The following is a 17,677-nucleotide window of genomic DNA, read 5'->3' as shown; positions in this document are numbered from 1 at the left end:
TTTCATATGTTGGCCTGAAAATATGCCGGAGTGTTAGCGCACTCCGGCGATCGGGTCTACATCATAAATTTCCAGCAACGAAAATTACTTTTTAACCCTACACAAATCTATGAAAAAACATGATTTTTCCAACAAGAAAAACATTCCGCCGTGGGTGGATCTGTTTTCCCACAGGAGAAAACTTCTGCGCAATGGTATAAAGAGTGCAACGCTCTTTATACTACTTGCCAGCGGTACAGCTTTACAGGCTCAACAGATTAGCCTTTCCTTGCAGAAAGCGCCCTTGTCAAAAGCAATTTCAGAAATTCGGAAAGCGACAAAATATGATTTTGTTTACAATGAGGAACTACTGAAAAAAGTTGGCCCCATTACTGTAAACCTGAAAAATGCTTCGTTAGAAGAGACATTACGAACACTCTTTGCAAACCAACCGATCGCATTTGAAATTGCGGATGGCATCATCATATTGCAGGAGCGAAGAGCACCGAATACTACCAATTCAAAAAAAAAGGAAACAATAAAAGGAAAGATCGTCGATGAAAAGGGCAATCCATTAGCTGGCGCAACCATTCAAGTTAAGGGCAGCAATTTTGTAACGAACTCCGATAACAACGGTAATTTTGAATTGCCTTCGGAGTATGCAGAATCTGAGCTAAAGATCAGCTTTTTAGGCTATGCACCATTGTCGGTATCAGCAAAATACATTGACCGGATAACATTGATAACAAATAGCAATGTCATCGATGAGGTATCCGTTGTTGCCAGTGGGTATCAATCTATTCCAAAGGAAAGAGCAACGGGGTCTTTTTCCAAGGTCGATAATTCGACATTCAACCGTCAGGTTTCAACTGATGTGATCAGCAGGCTGAAAGGGATAGCGCCGTCCATTCTATTTGATGAGCGTTCAGGAAGCCCGAAGCTAACCATCAGGGGACAGGCTACGATCTTTGGTAACGATCAACCACTGATTGTTGTTGATAATTTTCCTTATGAGGGCGATATCAACAATATCAATCCGAATGATATTGAGGATATTGATATTTTGAAAGATGCTGCTGCCGCTTCAATCTGGGGAGTTCGTGCTGGTAATGGTGTGATCGTCATTAAAACTAAAAAGGGACGAGCAGACCAGCCGATGAATATAGGTTTTACCTCTAATGTCACAAAAGGGCAGAAGCCTGATCTTTATTATTTGCCTAAGATCGCATCTACTGATTTCATAGATATCGAAAAGATGCTATTTGAGAAAGGGTATTACAATACAATTATTAGCAATACGGCATCAAATAGACCTTATTCTCCTGTTGTGAGTATTCTTAATGACCAGAAAAATGGATTGCTTACAGCGGACGAAGCTACATCAAGGATAGATGCGCTAAGGAAACATGATTTACGGGATGATATGAACAAATATCTATACCAGCAAAGTGTTAAACAGCAGTATGCTTTGAATATCAGCGGTGGTTCAAAAAAATATAGTTATTACTTTTCGTCAGGATTTGATAAAAATAATAATTCAGAAAAAGGGGAGGGTTTTAATAGAATAAGCCTCAATAGTAATCAAACATTTAGACCAATTGATCGGCTTGAAATTACAGCAGGTTTGAGTTACAATCAAAATATTCAGACCACTTCCAATGTTGTTTCAATGTTAAATAATATGGGAACTGAATTAATGTATCCGTATGCAAGATTGGTTGATGATAATGGTAATCCAGCAGTAGTCATTAAAGATCATAGTACTGTGCTCAAACAAAAAGCCCTTTCAGCAGGACTGCTTAATTGGGATTTTGTTCCATTGGAGGAATTACAATTACAAAATAATAAGTTGAAGCAATCTGAAATGCGGTTAAATGCTGCTCTTAAATATTTAATAATACCATCATTGTCAGCGGAAGTTCGTTTCCAGTACGAAAATCAAATAGGTAGGCGTAGGAACTTCTATGATCAGGATAGTTATGTTATGCGTGACCAAATTAATAAGTATACTACAATTAATAATGGTATTATGACCCGTAATATCCCAGTGGGTGGCCGGCTAGATAACACAAACAACGAACTACATGCTTTAAATGGGCGTTTTCAATTGAACTTTGATCAAAAATGGAATAAACATCAGGTAAATGCTATCGCAGGATTTGAGGTTAGAGAAACAAAGGCAAACAGTATAAGCTCCAGACTGTATGGCTTTGATCCCAATGTCGGTTCAAGTGTCTTAGTTGATTACCTGACACGCTTTTCCTTATATGGAAAAGGAACTACAGCTACCATTCCTACAAATGATAACTTCTCAGGTACTTTGGATCGAATTCGATCTTATTATGTCAATGGAGCATATAATTATGATTTACGATACGTAATCTCAGCTAGCGCAAGAATTGACCAGTCTAATCTTTTCGGGGTCAATACTAATCAAAAATCGGTGCCTTTATGGTCAACTGGTTTTAAATGGAATATTAATAAAGAGAGCTTTTACAATTTTGATTGGTTAAGGGAACTGAGCCTAAGATCTACTTTTGGATATAGTGGGAATATTGACCGTACAACCACAGCTTATACAACAGCACGTTTGACAAAAAATCCTGAGAATGGTTTGCCTGCCGCTGATTTAGTAACCCCTCCGAACAATGAATTACGTTGGGAGCGAAACCGAATGTTTAATATCGGTATTGATTTCACTTCGCAAAACAATAGACTTTCAGGAAGTATAGAATATTTTAATCGCAAAGGAACTGATCTAATCGGTAATGGGGATATTGATCCAACAACTGGTTTTACATCATTTAGGGGTAATCTTGCCAATATGGATGGCAAAGGTGTTGATATAGAACTGAATTCTATTAATATTCAAAGTAGGGACTTTAGCTGGAAAACGACAGCGATTTTTTCTTATGCGAAAGATATTGTAACGAAGTACAAAAGATCTATAACACTCACGAATTTTCTTACAGATAATAGTGTAGGTAGAGTTACCAATTCATATAATCCCGTCGAGGGCCGGTCTCTGTTTGGAATTTACAGTTATCCTTGGGCCGGACTAGATCCGCAAACAGGACAGGCAAGAGGATATTTAGATGGAGAACCATCTACACAATACTCAAAAATCACTCAGCAGATAGCTAACGATCCAGCTAATACCTTAATTTATAACGGTAATGCGCTCGCACCTTATTTTGGAGCTTTGCGTAATTCATTTAGTTACAAAGGAATTGATCTGTCTTTAAACATAACATATCGTTTTGGATATTATTTTAGAAGAAATTCCATTATGTATTCTGCTTTATATAATAATTATGGTATAAATGGAGACTACTATAGTAGGTGGCAGGTACCAGGAGATGAGACAAGGACAAATGTTCCTGCGCTTACTTATCCTGCTGTAAATGTGGCGGACCAGTTTTATCGGAATTCAGAAGTACTTGTAAGCAAGGGAGATCATATACGGCTTCAAGATGTCAATATTTCTTACACTTTATCCCCACATATTCTCAGAAGTTTACATTTAAAAAATGTGCGATTTTTTGCTTATGTAAATAATGTCTGTATGATCTGGAAAGCGAACAAAGTAAATCTTGATCCTGATTTCCCAACTACAAAACCCATACGCACGATCGCTTTTGGAGTTAACTGTAACCTCTAAACAAAATACTATGAAAACGATACTAAAAACTCTGTTAATATTCACATCATTTTTTTTATCTGGTTGTTCGAAAGAATGGTTGGAAGAGAAGCAAGATATTAAATTAATCGTACCAACGACCTTAAGTGATTTAGATTTATTGATGAATACCAGTATATTTTCTTATGATGGACGTGGGTCTATGGAAGCGTCTTGTGACGACATTGAAATTACATTGGAGCAATATAATTCATTATGGTATGATTTTGATCGCAAATTAGTGACCTGGACCGTAGATGAGTTTCCGAAGTTAGACGGTGGTTATACGGATGAGTGGGATTACGCTTATTCACAGGTACAGTCCTGTAATGTTGCATTACAATCTCTGGAAAAAATATCAAGAACGGAAAGTAACGGTATTTTATACGACAGAATAAAAGGAACAGCTTTGTATCACAGGTCTCGAGCTTTTTTGAATCTAGCAATGACATTTTGCAAATATTACAATAAAGCAACTGCTGAAACGGATTTAGGTATTCCGCTCAAGTTAGATCAGGATATTAACACACCAATTTTCAGGAGCTCCTTAGGCCAAACATACCAACGTATCATCGATGACCTTACTATAGCTGCCTCACTATTACCACGAAATGCAATCTCTCCCATGCACATCACTAATGCTGGTGCTTACGGATTATTAGCTAGAACTTATCTTTTTATGAACGATTATCAACATGCCCTTGAAACTGCGGAAAAATCCCTGCGATTATACTCTATACTTGATGATTATAATACTTTTAATCCTGCCGCTTCCTACCCACTTGCATTTAATAGTAAGGAAGTGCATATTCAGCTTCAGTTAGCAAACCCATATAGTAGTATTAGTGGTTTATCTTCTCAAATCCCTTTTGAAATATATAGTTTATACGATGAAAATGATCTTAGAAAAATTTTATATTTTAAAATTGTTAATGGAAAACCAGTATGGCGAGGAGATTTACTTTCAAATCAACTTGCAGCAACGGCGACAGACGAAATTATGCTTATCGGGGCAGAATGTGCGGCTCGTCTTGGGGATAAAGATGGTGCGGTAGCTCTACTGAATTCACTGTTGAAAACTAGATTTAAAACTGGAACATTTGTTCCTTTATCTGCAAACACAGATATTGAGGTGCTTGATCTTGTATTAATAGAACGAAGAAAAGAATTATTAAAAAGAGGTCTTCGATTTCAGGATTTGAAAAGGCTTAATAAAGAAACGCGCTACGCAAAAGCTCTGACAAGAATTGTAGGCGAAAATATATACACTTTACCTCCAAATGATAAGCGTTATGTATTACCAATTCCACAGTATATCATCAATTATAACGGTTTAGAGCAGAACTAGCATATTAGATCTTATCATGAGAAAAATACTTTTTTTTATTGTACTGTTTTTATTAACGGTACATTTCTCGCATAGCCAAAAGCGAACAATTATTTCTGGAGCTATCAACGATTGCCAAGATTGTAATCTCGACATTAAATTGTTAATTATTGATGGCATGTCGGCAATACGAACCTCACAAGAATATTCCACTGTAATGAAAAATGGGAATTTTGATTTCGTTTTCCCCTTACAAAAAACTTCAACAGCAACTATATATATTAAAAATGACCTCGCTTTTTCGCCAGGTACTTTCAGTATAATTGTAAATCCTGGCGATAGTTTACATTTCACAGTTCCAAGTGCCTCAAAACTTGGGCTAGTAAATATGAATGTTAGTGGAATAGGTAAAGAAAAAATCATATTATTTAGGGATGTAATTAAAGAAGTTTATTCCAGTCGTCTCTTTAAAAAGGCATACAATAAACAGACTGTCACAGAGAAATATCTAGAAGTCGATAGATCACTGGATATAATTGATTCAGTATTTCAGAAAATAAAAAGGCCACATTCTATAGATCATCAATTGATACATGCGCAGCTTGTTGACCAAGCATTGGATATGATTTTGATTCATTCGTTGCAAAACAAGAGTGATTCCACATTATTGTTATTTAACAAATACCTTCTGAAAAAGAAACGGATTAAGCCTTTACTTAATAGAAACTCAATTGAATATTTCGGTGGTTTTCGTTTAATTCCTAATTATTTGAGCCTACTTAATAGAATGAATGGTGGACAAAATCTAAAACGTTTTGCTGACCCCTCTGAATATAATTCTATGATTGTAAAAGAATTTAAAAGAGTACCATATATTCGTGATTACCTTCTTTCCGATTTAGCTTTGCAAATTTTTGAAGAACATTGGAACGATAACATATCAAAAAAAATGTTTGATTTTTATATTTCTCATGTTAACAAGAAGGAATACTTATATAAAAAAGTGATAGACGAATTTAAACACGTAGAACTTTACCTTCAACCAGGGAAACCATTCTTTAAATTTGCGCTACCCGACACAACTGGCAAAGTGCATAAATTAGAGGATTTTAAAGGAAAAATTGTTGTGGTCGATTTTTGGTTCACGGGTTGTGCAGGATGTAAAGATGTGAGTCCAATATTAGCTAAAATAGAGGAGGAGATGAAGAATGATTCAATACAGTTTGTTTCAATAAATGTTGATAATATGGCAACATGGAAACTAGGGATTGGTGAGTACTCAAGCAAGAATTCATTACAATTGTATACTGAAGAGCAAAGATTTTATCATCCTATTATTAAATTCGCAAAAATACCTGCATATCCCACTCTAATTGTACTTGACAAACAAGGGAACTTAGTGGGAATGGCTCCGAATCCCGTTAGCCATTTAGAAGAATTTAAAACATACATCCGAAAATTGTTATAAATAAAAACAGCGAAGATTTTTCAATAACTTCGCTGTTTTAAAATTTATATAACTTAAGTTGTATTACCATTAAGGTGTTGCACTTCATTAGTGTTATAAATTAATCAGGGTTGCCTACTTCCCCTAATGATAAAATTTCCAGTTGGTAATTCTGTATCCAAATCAAATTCTTGATAACATATTGGCCCTACACCATAACAATCACCATTTATCACTGCATCTCCCATTGTGCCGTCGGGATTGACATAAAATAATCCTGTATTTAGCATATTTTCTCTTTTACTAGAAGAAAGTACAGCATATAAACTCATAATTATAGCTGTTGTTATAAGCTTTATTCTGATAGTTTTCATGTTTAAATATTTATAAAAGAAAAGGGCTGCAAGCCCTTTTCTTGATAAATTTTATTTAATAAATCTCTAAGGTTGTCTAACTCCTCGAACAATATGATTGTTAGTCGGTAACTCAGTATCCAAATCATACTCTTGGGAGCAGATCGGACCAGACAATTTACACTCGTTTGTCGCTCCAACTGGATCTCCCATTGATCCATCAGGATTAGCGTAGAAAATTCCTGTTTCGTCTTCGTTTAATGTGTTCGCAGGAGCAAATGAAAATGCTGCGAAACTTCCAATTGCAATTGCTGCAACTCCTAAGGTAATTCTAAGTGATTTCATGATGTTTGGTGCTTTTATAAATCAAAAAGCTAAACTTTAGTTTTTTGCCTACTCTGGGTTTCAGGTTTTCAGCTTCCCCTGTTTTGGTTATTAGTTTTAAATTTAGTACGTGGTCTGAACATGACTACTGTGTGGCGGACTTTTATACGAAAACATGATCAGACCAATGATATTTAGTGTTAGCACCGCAAGATTAATCCACAGTTGATTATTCCAGTTCAACCCTCTAAAAAGCGAAATACATGAACATGGTATGCTTGGCGCAAACTTTAAGATGTAGATGAGATATCCTGTATATAATAGCAGGACAGATAGCGAGGTAATAAGTCCTAATTTTCTCCAAGATTTCTTTAGCAACAGTATCACAAGTGACAAGTGCAGTAACTGTAAAATGTAAGGCAGCGGTGATCCCAAATACGATAATAGATATGCACCATTGATCTGCCTTCTGAAAGTGTCAAAATCAAGAACCTTACTGACAAACGTATATGCCCACATCAGTAGGAGTAAGAATATAATTGTTTCGGCTATCAAGTTTTTCGTTCGCATGGTTTGAGTATTTTGTGATTTAAGTTGAAAGGTTATTCCACACACAGTTAAAATCGAGCTTTATTTCGAGGTTCTCCATTGGCCACCATGTCTGATTGGTGGGTCCTTTATCGATTCATCATTTTCAGAGTCGTTGGAAACGACTCCTGCTTGAATTGTATCGCTATTTTTTGACATTTCTGTTTTTGAGTTGACAATATTCAGTTTTTCCAGTTCTAGCGGTTCTTCAATTTCGGATTCTCGACAGGAGTGTAAAATGACCGCTCCTGCGATGATTAATATTGTTGAGATAATAGTTTTCATTTTGTTAAAAATTTTAAGAATTATCCCGGCCGGTTATTTCGAATTCAAGAGCGAAGGTAGAGGGCATTGGAAGACGGAAAAACTGTTTACTGCGCACGTTGAACAATTTGAATGCGCAAATTGTTCAAATTGAGCATTGTTATTATTTTGAAAATCAATGTTTTATGATGTTTTTGTGGTAGGTTGCAGATTTTAGTTTTTGATAAATCATGGTTTGGCGATTTTTACTAATTTTATACAAACTTGACCTATGAAATTCTCCTATTTTCATATCATAATTGTTTTATGTTTATTACACTGTGAATTTCTCTGTGCCCAAAAAGAAGAGTACAGTAAGTATTACTATATTCGGAGAAATTATGAAGTGTTTTCAGAGAATGATGTCAGGGCACTTCCATTCATTCGTCAGTACATTGCTGAGGCAAAAAAGGATAAGGATTATGATAAATTGTATCAGGGATATGCAGATGGTGTCGAATTCTCTGCTGATCGTAACGTAAAACTTAAATATGCGGATAGTACAATAATTGCTGCCAAATTTTCACGCAAAGAAGCTTTAGTTAGTTCTGCATTCCTTGAGAAGGGAGTTGTCTATTATTTCCACTTTAAGAAATATCAATTGGCATTAGATGAGTTTCTTTTAGCAGTCAAATATGCCAAGAATGGTACTGATCCATATTATCAGAACAGGCTAAATTATCTTATCGGTGTAGTAAAGAGTTATATGGGTTACTACGATGAGGCACTGCCTCTTTTTATAAAAACGCGCAATCATTTTGGTGCTGAAATAAGTAGAAACCAGCATCCGACAATACTATTTGATGCGCGAAGAGGGTACTTTAACGGCCTTCATCAGATGGCTATCTGTTATAGAAACATGGGACAATTCAATCTTGCCGATTCAATTGTCAATGTCGGGCTTTCTGAGATTGGTGCTAGCCGTGAGCATAGGCAGGAAGCTGGTTATTTTTTGAAAGAAAAAGGTATCTCTGAGTTTAGGAAAAAGGAGTTTTCAACTGCTATCGCCTCGCTTATCGCTTCATCGGTAGCGTTATCAAAAATTAATGATTTTTCGTGGTTAGCTGTAAACTATTCATATTTGGGGAAATCCTACCTTAAATTGAGTGATGAACCCCACGCTTTAAAAAACTTTGAAAAAGTCGATTCGATTTTTCAAAAGCAGGCTTTCATTGTTCCCGAGGTTCGAGATACCTATGAACTTTTGATTGATCATTACAAATCAAATAGTGATGTAGAAAAGCAATTATATTATACCAATCAGCTTTTAAAAGTAGATAGTGTCCTATTCAGGGATTTCAATTATTTGTCAAGAAAGATTAGCAAGGAGTATGATACACGTATATTGAAAGAAGATAAGAAGCGGCTTGAAAATAGATCCGTTAGAGACAAAGTGGCTCAATGGGGTTTAGGTACAGTGGCGGTAACTTTTGCAGCTACAATGCTATTTTATAAAAGAAGAGAAAAAAGGTTGCGAAGCAAATATGATAATCTGGAGCAAAAGATCAAAGCTAGAGATAACGCCAATATGGCCATCAAAATGGAGGAAAAGCATGATGGGAATAAACTTGAAATCGACCCCAAAGTTGTAGAAGAAATACTGCATAAATTAAAAGATTTTGAGGAAAAGGGAGGCTTTAGGGAAAGCGGTCTTACACAGCATAGATTGGCAGATAAATTCGATACTAATCATTTCTATCTTTCACAGATCGTGAATGAATACAAAGGCATGAATTTTACAAAATACTTAATAGAGCTGAGGATCAGTTATATAACTGATAAACTGTATAATGACTCAGAATACCGTAAATATAAGATCGAAACACTTGCAGAAGAATGTGGTATGGCCTCAAGAAATCATTTTTCAAAACTTTTCAAAGAGATCAATGGAATAGGTCCATCAGAATTCATCAAGAGACGTAAATATGATTTAGATCTGGATCAGAATCTTATCATTGAAACAATCTCACAATAAATCGTTCTTGGTTTTACAAACGAAAGAACTAGTGAACTAGCTATGGTTGTTTACTTTAAATATTTTTTAGTCCAGTTTCTTTTTCCCAAATGATGCTCTCCATTTTTTAAAATTTATATGTAAAGCTCTGATTAGTAGAATTACGACAATTTTCAAAATAATGTCAAAATCATTTTGCCGTGAAGTTGTAAGGTATTATATTGCAAAACCAAAATCATTAAAATGCTTATGAAAAAGAATGAATACAACCCAACAATAGTTCGCGTATCTTAATACTTAAAGAGTAATTTCAACCCACGGAATTTCTTTTCGTACCATTATCAGATCCCCACTAAGATAGCCTTGTGAAAGTACTACGTGCTTATTGATTTGTAGCTCTGGTAATTGAATTCACCGCTCGGTGATAAACCTTTTTAAATAACACAACCGAAAAAAATTATGTTATCATGTTTCAACAAGAAGATAATCTTTCCAGTAAAGGAATAGATTCATCCAAGAAAAACGTTTTGGATTCGTTAAGTGACGTCAATTTAGATGATGTTACCAAAATTCCGGGTCCACAAAAAGAGTATCTTAAACAAGCAAAAAATATAACTGACACAGGGCGGCAGTTTCTGAATCAGCCATTATTACCAAATGACCCCACCACCCTCAAGGAAAAAGTTTGGGCAAACCAGCCTACTTCCAAAATATTTAATGCAGCAGGGATTCCTGAAAATGCAATTGCAGGTATCAATAGGGTAGTTAAGCTCGATATTTTTGTCGATGGAAAAGAAATCAAATATTTTAAGCACTTTAAACTAACCCAAAGTGCTGTGAAGCATCATGAGTTTGAGCTTACACTTGCTCATGATACCTTAGGAGCTGCGGAAAATCACAATCTGGAAGAGGCGCAAAATTTTCTGGGAAAGAGAATAACCATTGTCTTTAAATATAAAGATGTAGACAATAGCCCCGAAAGAAATTTTGTAGGAGTTATTACAGAAGTAGGTTTTAGTCAGGAAAAAGGAAGTCTGGGCAATCTTGTCATGACAGGCTGTAGCCCCACAATATTATTGGATGCAGCGCCGCATATCCAGAGTTTTGGCGGATCAAAACCCATCAGTCTAAATAGTATAGCAAGTGAAGTCATCAAAGAAGGCTTAGGTGCTGACAAATTTGATTTCAGGGTTGATTCCCGCTATGGAAATGTACCGTATAGTTGTCAGTACGAGGAGACACATTATAACTATCTGGCTAGAATGGCAGAAGCTTATGGTGAACAATTTTTCTATGATGGTGAAGTTCTTCATTTTGGACAGCTACCACCGCAGGAGAAACCCGTTGTACTTACTTATGGTAGCAATCTGACTGATGTGAAAATCAAAATGAAGGCGCAGCATGTAAATCCAACATTCTATGGTTATAACAGCAGTAAAGATGAAAAGTTCGCTGGTGGAAAAACCAAAATTGACCATAAATCAGATATTGCCAAAAGAGCATATGAGATTTCTGAACGGACTTTTCAAACACCATCTTTACGTGTTGCCCCTATAAAAGCTGCAACCTTTATGGATATTGATGCATCGCAGAAAGGTACTGCCGGGAGCAAAGCGTCGGAAGTTTTTGTCACCTCGGGAAATACGACAGTTCCGTTTCTTCATCCTGGATGTATAGCAGATATTGAGATGAGAAAAGCTGATAGTAGCGAAACTTCATACTTTACAAAACTGATGCTTATTGAAGTTACGCACGAAGTTGACGCTCGTGGTTACTATGATGGTTCATTTCAAGCGATTGCATCCGATACAGGATTTATCCCAAGACCCGAATTTGTAGTTCCAACTGCGGAACCCCAATTTGGGAAAGTAATGTCAAATACAGATCCACTCAATCAAGGGCGCGTACAGGTGCAACTGGACTGGCAACGTGGAAAAGATTCAACCGAATTTATCCGCGTAATGTCTCCCGATGCGGGTAGTAGCGATAAGGTCAGCAAAAACCGTGGCTTTATGTCTGTACCAGAAGTGGGGGATCAGGTTATTGTAAATTTTGTCCATCTGCATCCCGATCGGCCATTTGTAATGGGAGGCATGTTTCATGGAAAAGTTGGCGCAGGTGGTGGTGAAGGTAATAATGTAATGAGTTTCAGTGGTAGGAGCGGAGCAGAATTGAAATTTCATAATGGTGCAGGTTCCATGAACCTACAGGACCAGGGCGGAGCAAACATGCATTTCGACGGAGCTGGAAATGCCACAACAAATGCAAAAACAGCCCATAGTGTTAATGCTGGCAGCAATAGTTCCATTAATGTCGGCGGTAAAAAAAATGCACCGCCACAATCTCTCTTAAATATGGATGCTGCAGGTAATATTACGCTTGACGGCAAGACAAGTATAACCTTTCAGGTTGGCGGAAATAAAATTGTCATCGACAAAAAGGGGATTAGCGGAACAGTTACCAATGGAAACATCAGTTTCGATGCGACTGCTGGAACATTTACTATTCATAGCAATGGTAACATGGATATCAAGACCGACGCTGACTTAGCTGTTGACAGCAAATCTTCCAAGATCAATTCAAGTGGGCCAACCAATATTACAGGAGCAGATGTAGAAATTAATAAAGGATAATTATGGAGTTCAATATTCAGGATATTGGGAAAACAAGAAAGTATGCTTTCCTCAGGGAAGAGCGTTATCAATTTCAGGGTTTGCGCAATGAAAATCATTTGGAAATTGGTCTCGATGTAAAGTTATTGTCCGTCAGCGAAGGAGTTCCCACTTTTAAAATAAATATAATCCGATATAAACAGAGTAATGCTACTGGCTTGTACAGTTGGGTGGGGGATATTCATGAGATAAGGAATGAACTGATTTTTACTCTAAATGAAAAAGGGCAATTAGGTACAATCTTAAATATGGAAGATATACGCATGAAGTGGGAAAAAATTAAACCGGAGCTTATAAAAGAACATAAGAAAGATCCGCACAAAGATATTTTTATCACAGGTATTAATGAACTTTTGGAAAACGCAGACAACTTATCGGATGCTTTGCGATTTGCACAGCCTTATCTGCTTCTATTTCCTGGTATTCATGCAAATCAGTTAAAAAAAGACGAAGAGACAACTGGATATCGTGAACTTCCCAATTTTTTGGCGGCAAAAATGGTTCCTATTAATACTGTGGAGACACTTACAGAATTAGAAGATGGTAAAATCCAAATCGAAGTTCAGGGGACAATTGACGATGAAAAGTTTGAACAGGAGAAAGTTACAGCCATGATCAGGATTCTGAAAAATAGGCCACGTGTCCCTACACAGCTACAGTTAGGTTACATCGAAAGATACCGTTTGGATGAATGGCCTTGGTCTGAACAGAGTATGTGCATGAGTATAGCGGAAATTCCTGGTACGCTGTACCGTGAAGAAAGAAATATTTTAAAAGCAATATGATTTTTAAGATAGAGGATCTTGTCTTTCAAAATGACCGATACTTTATACTACTGAGCAGTAAGGATGCCGATAAACTAGCAGAACTAAACTGTCTAGATATCTATGCCGATGACGTAAAGATTAAACGCTTATCAGGTTGTCTGGTATCGGAAATATTAAAGATTCCTGATTTCACAGTCTTGGAGTCGAAAGAAAACCTAAGTGAATTGGAGCGGATTTTTAGAAAGACCAAATTGGTAGAAATCTGCACCTGCGTTAAGAACGTTAATTATAAATAAGTGGATCATGGCAAAAAAGTATGTGCCAGAGGGTGCTTTTCTCGCCTGCGATAAAGGAACGAGCCCATCGACATTACGGGTTAGCTTTAACAAAAATACGACAATATATGCGGTGCCAATGGCAACCGAAGCAGATAAGTTACCTTTCTTTCACCTTAAACCAATGGGACTCTGTACCTGTCCTGCAAAATGGGCTACGGGGGTAACCTGTTTACCTACTACCTTGCAATGGGATAATCCGAAGGATGGTGTAAAAATTAATGGAAACAGGATGCTTCTAGAAGATTCTACCTGCAATTGTATTTTTGGAGGTAAGATCAGTATATTTTTTGATAGGGCTTCCGCCGTTGCTTATGGTATAGGAGAAGGGAAGATGCCCAGCGATTACATCAAAGAAGGATTTGACTGGCTTGAACAAAAAACAAAAGAAAATCGAGCTGAAAGGGATAAGATGATTCCTGACTGGATGAAACCTATTGCAGGCGCTAAGGATTGGTTTGATGATCTTGGAACGGGATTAGTTGAAGGGGCGGTGAATGGAGTAGTCGGGCTTGGGGAAGTTATCTATCAGGTTGGGCAAGACCCGGTAGGTACTGCCGAAGCTTTAGGAGGAATGGTGAAAGAGGGGTATGAGGCGACCACTAAAGGACTTAATGAGGCATACAAATGGAGTACGACACCAGGGAATCTAGAAAAAGCAGCAAATTCAACATGGGATTGGGCTTCCAAGGAAGAGAATTGGGACAAGCTTGGAAATGATATTGTCAAGGGAGCTCAGGATACGGGCGAATGGATCGCTAAAAATCCTCGGAAGATCGGTACTACAGTTGGAGAATTTATACCAGATGCTGTCGCAGCTGTGTACACTGCTGGTGGCTCAGTGGCAGTTACCGCAGGTAAGACAGCTTTAAAAGAGGGTGCAGAAGTCGTTGTCGAAAAGACTGTAAAGGAAGTTGCCGAGGCTGGAGCTGAAAAAGCGGGTAAAGAAGCATTGGAAGCAGGAACTAAAAGAGGAATCGCAGAGACATTGGAGCAGTTAGCTAAAAAAGAGAGTGATGATATAGCTGCTGTTGTAACGAAGGATATTGATGAATTGGCTGCTGAGGCAATAAAGAAAGGCGGGAAAAGACCCAAGCTACCAGAGTATCCTGTTAAAAATGCTGATGGTACCTTGACAGATTATGGAAAATGGTATTACGAGCGGCCATCAGGATTTAGAAAAGGTGTAAGGAAGAAAGCTTATGATGGTGCGAAGGAGGATGGAATTGTAAAAGATCCTTTGACGAAGGAAGAAATACCATTTGATAGCGAATGGGATATGGGTCATAAACCTAAACACGAATTTAGAAAACATCAAAAAGATGCAGCAGAAAGAGAAATTTCACGTAAAAAATTTATTGATGAACATAATAATCCAGATCATTATCGTCCTGAGACGCAGAACACAAATAGATCACATAAACTAGAGGATCATACCGACGATTTCGAATAATTTAAGTAAATTTACTATATGAAACCAACAGAAAGACAAAAGGAATTATACAAAAAGCTTTCCCCAATAATAGGTACAGAACCAAAAGTCATTAAATATGGAGATGATACAGGTGAACATGCCATTTTCATTATGGAGTGTCCCGATCCTTTAGATAAAAATGTTATTTTTTATGCTACAATTGGATTGTCTGACTATTCTGTAGCAGATAAAAAGTACGAATTAATGATTTCGGGATATTCGGCGCAAGATAAAGTGGGGAATATTTTGAGCACAAGTGCTTTTTTTTGCATTAAAGATCAATGGAAGGTTTCTGAAGGGGTGGTTTTTGAAAAACTCGTTGAAATGTATTACCCCGCTTCTGAAATGAAACATATTTATTTTACTACACCGTATTTGTGGGAGGATAAACTTGAAGATTTTATGGTACAAAATGAAGAAGTCCATTTTCTTCTTGCTATACCGATATCAGAACCTGAGTTTGAATTATTTAAGCAAAAAGGTTCTGATGCTTTAGAAACATTGTTAGAAGAAAATGAAATTGATATTTCTGACATTAACAGAAAATCGATTTTATAATAAAATTAATGTCTAAAATAAACATAAGAGTTTATTTTTTGGAAGGCTGGATAAATATAAATTATAGCATTAAATGAACTTTAAAAAGCACCCGTCGGTGCTTTTTTTGTTTATAAACTTTTTAAATAATCCTTTTTATAAATAGATTTTCTTTTAAAATCATGGTAAATTTTGGGTGGTGTATGTTAACAGAATTAGCAAAAAAATATAAATTGATAAACAGAATTTAGTTGTTAGAAGAAAACAAACCAAAATAATGAACGAGCCGCAAGCGGTTTTTAAAATGGAATGGCTCCGCGGGTGCTATTTTTAAAACTGGTTGCACCGCTTTTCTGCCAAAATTCGGTTCCGACCATAGGAGGAGCCGAATTTTGGCGCCGGCAGTTTTTCAACTGCCAACGCAAATAGGTTGTGTTCTGAAATTCTTTAGATTTAAAAAGAAGCCTCTATTTTCTGTCATTCCCGTTTTAAACATATTCCAAAGGAGGGAAGCTCCCATTTGTGCAATGGTACTGTTGATAAAAAGGTCTTGTTTTAAAAGGGCTTCAGCCAGCGAGCAACTTGGTGTGTTATCCTCTTTTTCAGAACTGAGCATTGCATCACCGTATTCCGCAATAATGGAGGGAAGCGAATCAAAGGTTTTAAACTTCTTTGATGTGGGCTGCTCTATTTTTCCGATGGTTGACAGTATTGCCTGACCTGTGTATTTGGTATTTCCGAGGTCTAGCCAATATCTTCCCTTGTCCCTGTGATTGGGGTATTTGTCATTAAGTTCCTGTAATATTTCTGCAATCGTAAATCTTGAACCCACGGTATCAACACAGGATACATAAATAGATGCACCTGCATGGAGGGGTATTTCTCCTTCTTCACCCCGTTGGAATTTTTCTGTTATGGCTTTCCAGTTTGTACCCGACCAACGGTTCAGCCTATTGATAATTGCCTGAGATTTGAAAAGTCCCTTTTCTGATTCTGCATATCTTTGGCGACCTACGTTTGCGGAGGTTATCATATCGTCATCCCAAAGATATACCTCCAATCCTGGGTGGTTAAGTTCCAATAAACTGTGGTTGATTTCCATCAGCGCAGTCATAAATTTTGAACCTGTTCCACCTGCACCGATTACGTTGACACGGATGGGGTTTGTTGGACTTAGCAGGTAATTGTCCAAAAAATGGACATTGGTTTTTGGCGTTCTCATCGTAATATATCTTTAAGTTTTTGATTGCTTTTGATAAGTCTATCAGTTGGGAACATGGTATCAGTTCCGATTAGGCTTTCCCATAGCAGTACACAGTTTCCGTCAACTGGATTATGGTCAGCCATCATGTGGGAGAAATAGCTATTAAAAAAATAGTTTTCCCACAAGGTCATCAGCTCTTTTATAGAACCTGTTTCGGTTGCTTTTATGTCCACCGTTCCCATACAGACTTCACCACTTTCATATACATTGAAAAAAGGAGCATAATGCAGGGCGGTGTTTGCTGTTGGTTTTCTATTGATGGTTAATGCATAAATATGGAGTGATTCTCGGTCTGCCATCCAAACCAAAGGCGGGGTTTGTGCCGTTCCTGACTTTATTCCAAGTCCCTCAGAAAATAAAAGTTCTCTTTTTTGAGCTTTGCTATACCAGATTATGGTTGCTGATTTTGCGTCAAATGACAATAGGTTATTGGGTAAAATGCCATTTGATTTTAACTGATTGAGACTGTCTTCATCAATTTTTAGCGCTGTCGCCAATCTTTTTGCTTCACCTATCGTAAGGGGGTGGGGATTAACGGGCGCTCCATCACTGTCCATATCAAAGTGTTCGACATAAGTATCATTTAAGCCACCATTGCTCTGATAAAAGACCAATGCGCTTGAGGGGTAAAAATAGGTTCCAAAGCTGTTTGTAATATCTTCCATGATTTCTAA

The 17,677-nt window shown here is 37.1% G+C and carries 14 protein-coding genes; 8 read left to right on the top strand and 6 right to left on the bottom strand.

What is annotated here, in order from left to right:
• Nucleotides 1-109: 109 nt before the first annotated feature.
• Genes EG359_RS05820 through EG359_RS05810 form a run of 3 tightly spaced genes read left to right on the top strand, consistent with a single transcriptional unit; the run spans nt 110 to nt 6,453 of the window.
• Nucleotides 110-3,640 (top strand): SusC/RagA family TonB-linked outer membrane protein, encoded by a 3,531-nt coding sequence (locus EG359_RS05820; protein ID WP_076351072.1) that lies wholly within the window; start codon nt 110-112, stop codon nt 3,638-3,640.
• A gap of 10 nt (nt 3,641-3,650) precedes the next feature.
• A complete protein-coding gene (locus EG359_RS05815; protein WP_076351074.1) occupies nt 3,651-5,006 on the top strand; it encodes a RagB/SusD family nutrient uptake outer membrane protein in 1,356 nt (451 codons plus the stop codon).
• A 16-nt stretch (nt 5,007-5,022) separates the two neighbouring features.
• Nucleotides 5,023-6,453 carry a TlpA family protein disulfide reductase gene (locus tag EG359_RS05810; protein ID WP_076351076.1) on the top strand — a complete coding sequence of 477 codons (1,431 nt, stop codon included), beginning with the start codon at nt 5,023-5,025 and terminating at the stop codon, nt 6,451-6,453.
• Nucleotides 6,454-6,557: 104 nt separating this feature from the next.
• Here EG359_RS05810 and EG359_RS05805 read toward each other — a convergent pair whose 3' ends face one another.
• From EG359_RS05805 to EG359_RS05795, 4 genes are all read right to left on the bottom strand, one after another.
• The gene (locus EG359_RS05805) at nt 6,558-6,806 is read right to left on the bottom strand and encodes a hypothetical protein (RefSeq protein ID WP_076351078.1); all 249 of its coding nucleotides are present in this window, start codon (nt 6,804-6,806) and stop codon (nt 6,558-6,560) included.
• A 66-nt stretch (nt 6,807-6,872) separates the two neighbouring features.
• Nucleotides 6,873-7,130: a hypothetical protein gene (locus EG359_RS05800; protein WP_076351080.1), complete on the bottom strand. Its 258-nt coding sequence runs from the start codon at nt 7,128-7,130 to the stop codon at nt 6,873-6,875.
• A 102-nt stretch (nt 7,131-7,232) separates the two neighbouring features.
• Nucleotides 7,233-7,628: a MauE/DoxX family redox-associated membrane protein gene (locus EG359_RS22935; protein ID WP_394343632.1), complete on the bottom strand. Its 396-nt coding sequence runs from the start codon at nt 7,626-7,628 to the stop codon at nt 7,233-7,235.
• Between the two features lie 111 nt (nt 7,629-7,739).
• Nucleotides 7,740-7,982, bottom strand: coding sequence for a hypothetical protein (locus EG359_RS05795; RefSeq protein WP_076351082.1), 243 nt, complete (start codon nt 7,980-7,982; stop codon nt 7,740-7,742).
• Nucleotides 7,983-8,346: 364 nt separating this feature from the next.
• On the opposite strand from EG359_RS05795, the gene EG359_RS05790 reads away from it, so the two are divergent.
• The 5 genes from EG359_RS05790 to EG359_RS05770 all read left to right on the top strand — a co-directional run bounded on the left by EG359_RS05790 (nt 8,347) and on the right by EG359_RS05770 (nt 15,760).
• Nucleotides 8,347-9,975, top strand: a complete 1,629-nt coding sequence (locus EG359_RS05790; protein ID WP_164463045.1) for a helix-turn-helix domain-containing protein — start codon at nt 8,347-8,349, stop codon at nt 9,973-9,975.
• A gap of 446 nt (nt 9,976-10,421) precedes the next feature.
• On the top strand, nt 10,422-12,587 hold the full coding sequence (locus EG359_RS05785) for a type VI secretion system Vgr family protein (RefSeq protein ID WP_076351086.1): 2,166 nt from the start codon (nt 10,422-10,424) through the stop codon (nt 12,585-12,587).
• A gap of 2 nt (nt 12,588-12,589) precedes the next feature.
• Nucleotides 12,590-13,411 carry a hypothetical protein gene (locus EG359_RS05780; protein ID WP_076351088.1) on the top strand — a complete coding sequence of 274 codons (822 nt, stop codon included), beginning with the start codon at nt 12,590-12,592 and terminating at the stop codon, nt 13,409-13,411.
• 285 nt (nt 13,412-13,696) lie between these two features.
• A complete protein-coding gene (locus tag EG359_RS22845) occupies nt 13,697-15,181 on the top strand; it encodes a GH-E family nuclease (protein ID WP_084180267.1) in 1,485 nt (494 codons plus the stop codon).
• Between the two features lie 18 nt (nt 15,182-15,199).
• Entirely contained in the window at nt 15,200-15,760 is a 561-nt protein-coding gene (locus EG359_RS05770) for a suppressor of fused domain protein (RefSeq protein ID WP_076351092.1), read from the top strand.
• 388 nt (nt 15,761-16,148) lie between these two features.
• On the opposite strand, the gene EG359_RS05765 is transcribed toward EG359_RS05770, so the two are convergent.
• Both EG359_RS05765 and EG359_RS05760 read right to left on the bottom strand, forming a co-directional pair.
• On the bottom strand, nt 16,149-16,961 hold the full coding sequence (locus tag EG359_RS05765; protein WP_076351094.1) for a PRTRC system ThiF family protein: 813 nt from the start codon (nt 16,959-16,961) through the stop codon (nt 16,149-16,151).
• Complete coding sequence (locus EG359_RS05760) at nt 16,958-17,668, bottom strand: PRTRC system protein B (RefSeq protein ID WP_076351096.1); 711 nt, start codon at nt 17,666-17,668, stop codon at nt 16,958-16,960. Before EG359_RS05760 ends, EG359_RS05765 begins: the two co-directional genes overlap by 4 nt.
• Nucleotides 17,669-17,677: the final 9 nt, after the last annotated feature.

The sequence above is a fragment of the Chryseobacterium joostei genome, from assembly GCF_003815775.1.
Classification (GTDB): domain Bacteria; phylum Bacteroidota; class Bacteroidia; order Flavobacteriales; family Weeksellaceae; genus Chryseobacterium; species Chryseobacterium joostei.
This window is presented reverse-complemented; position numbering and strand designations above follow the sequence as displayed.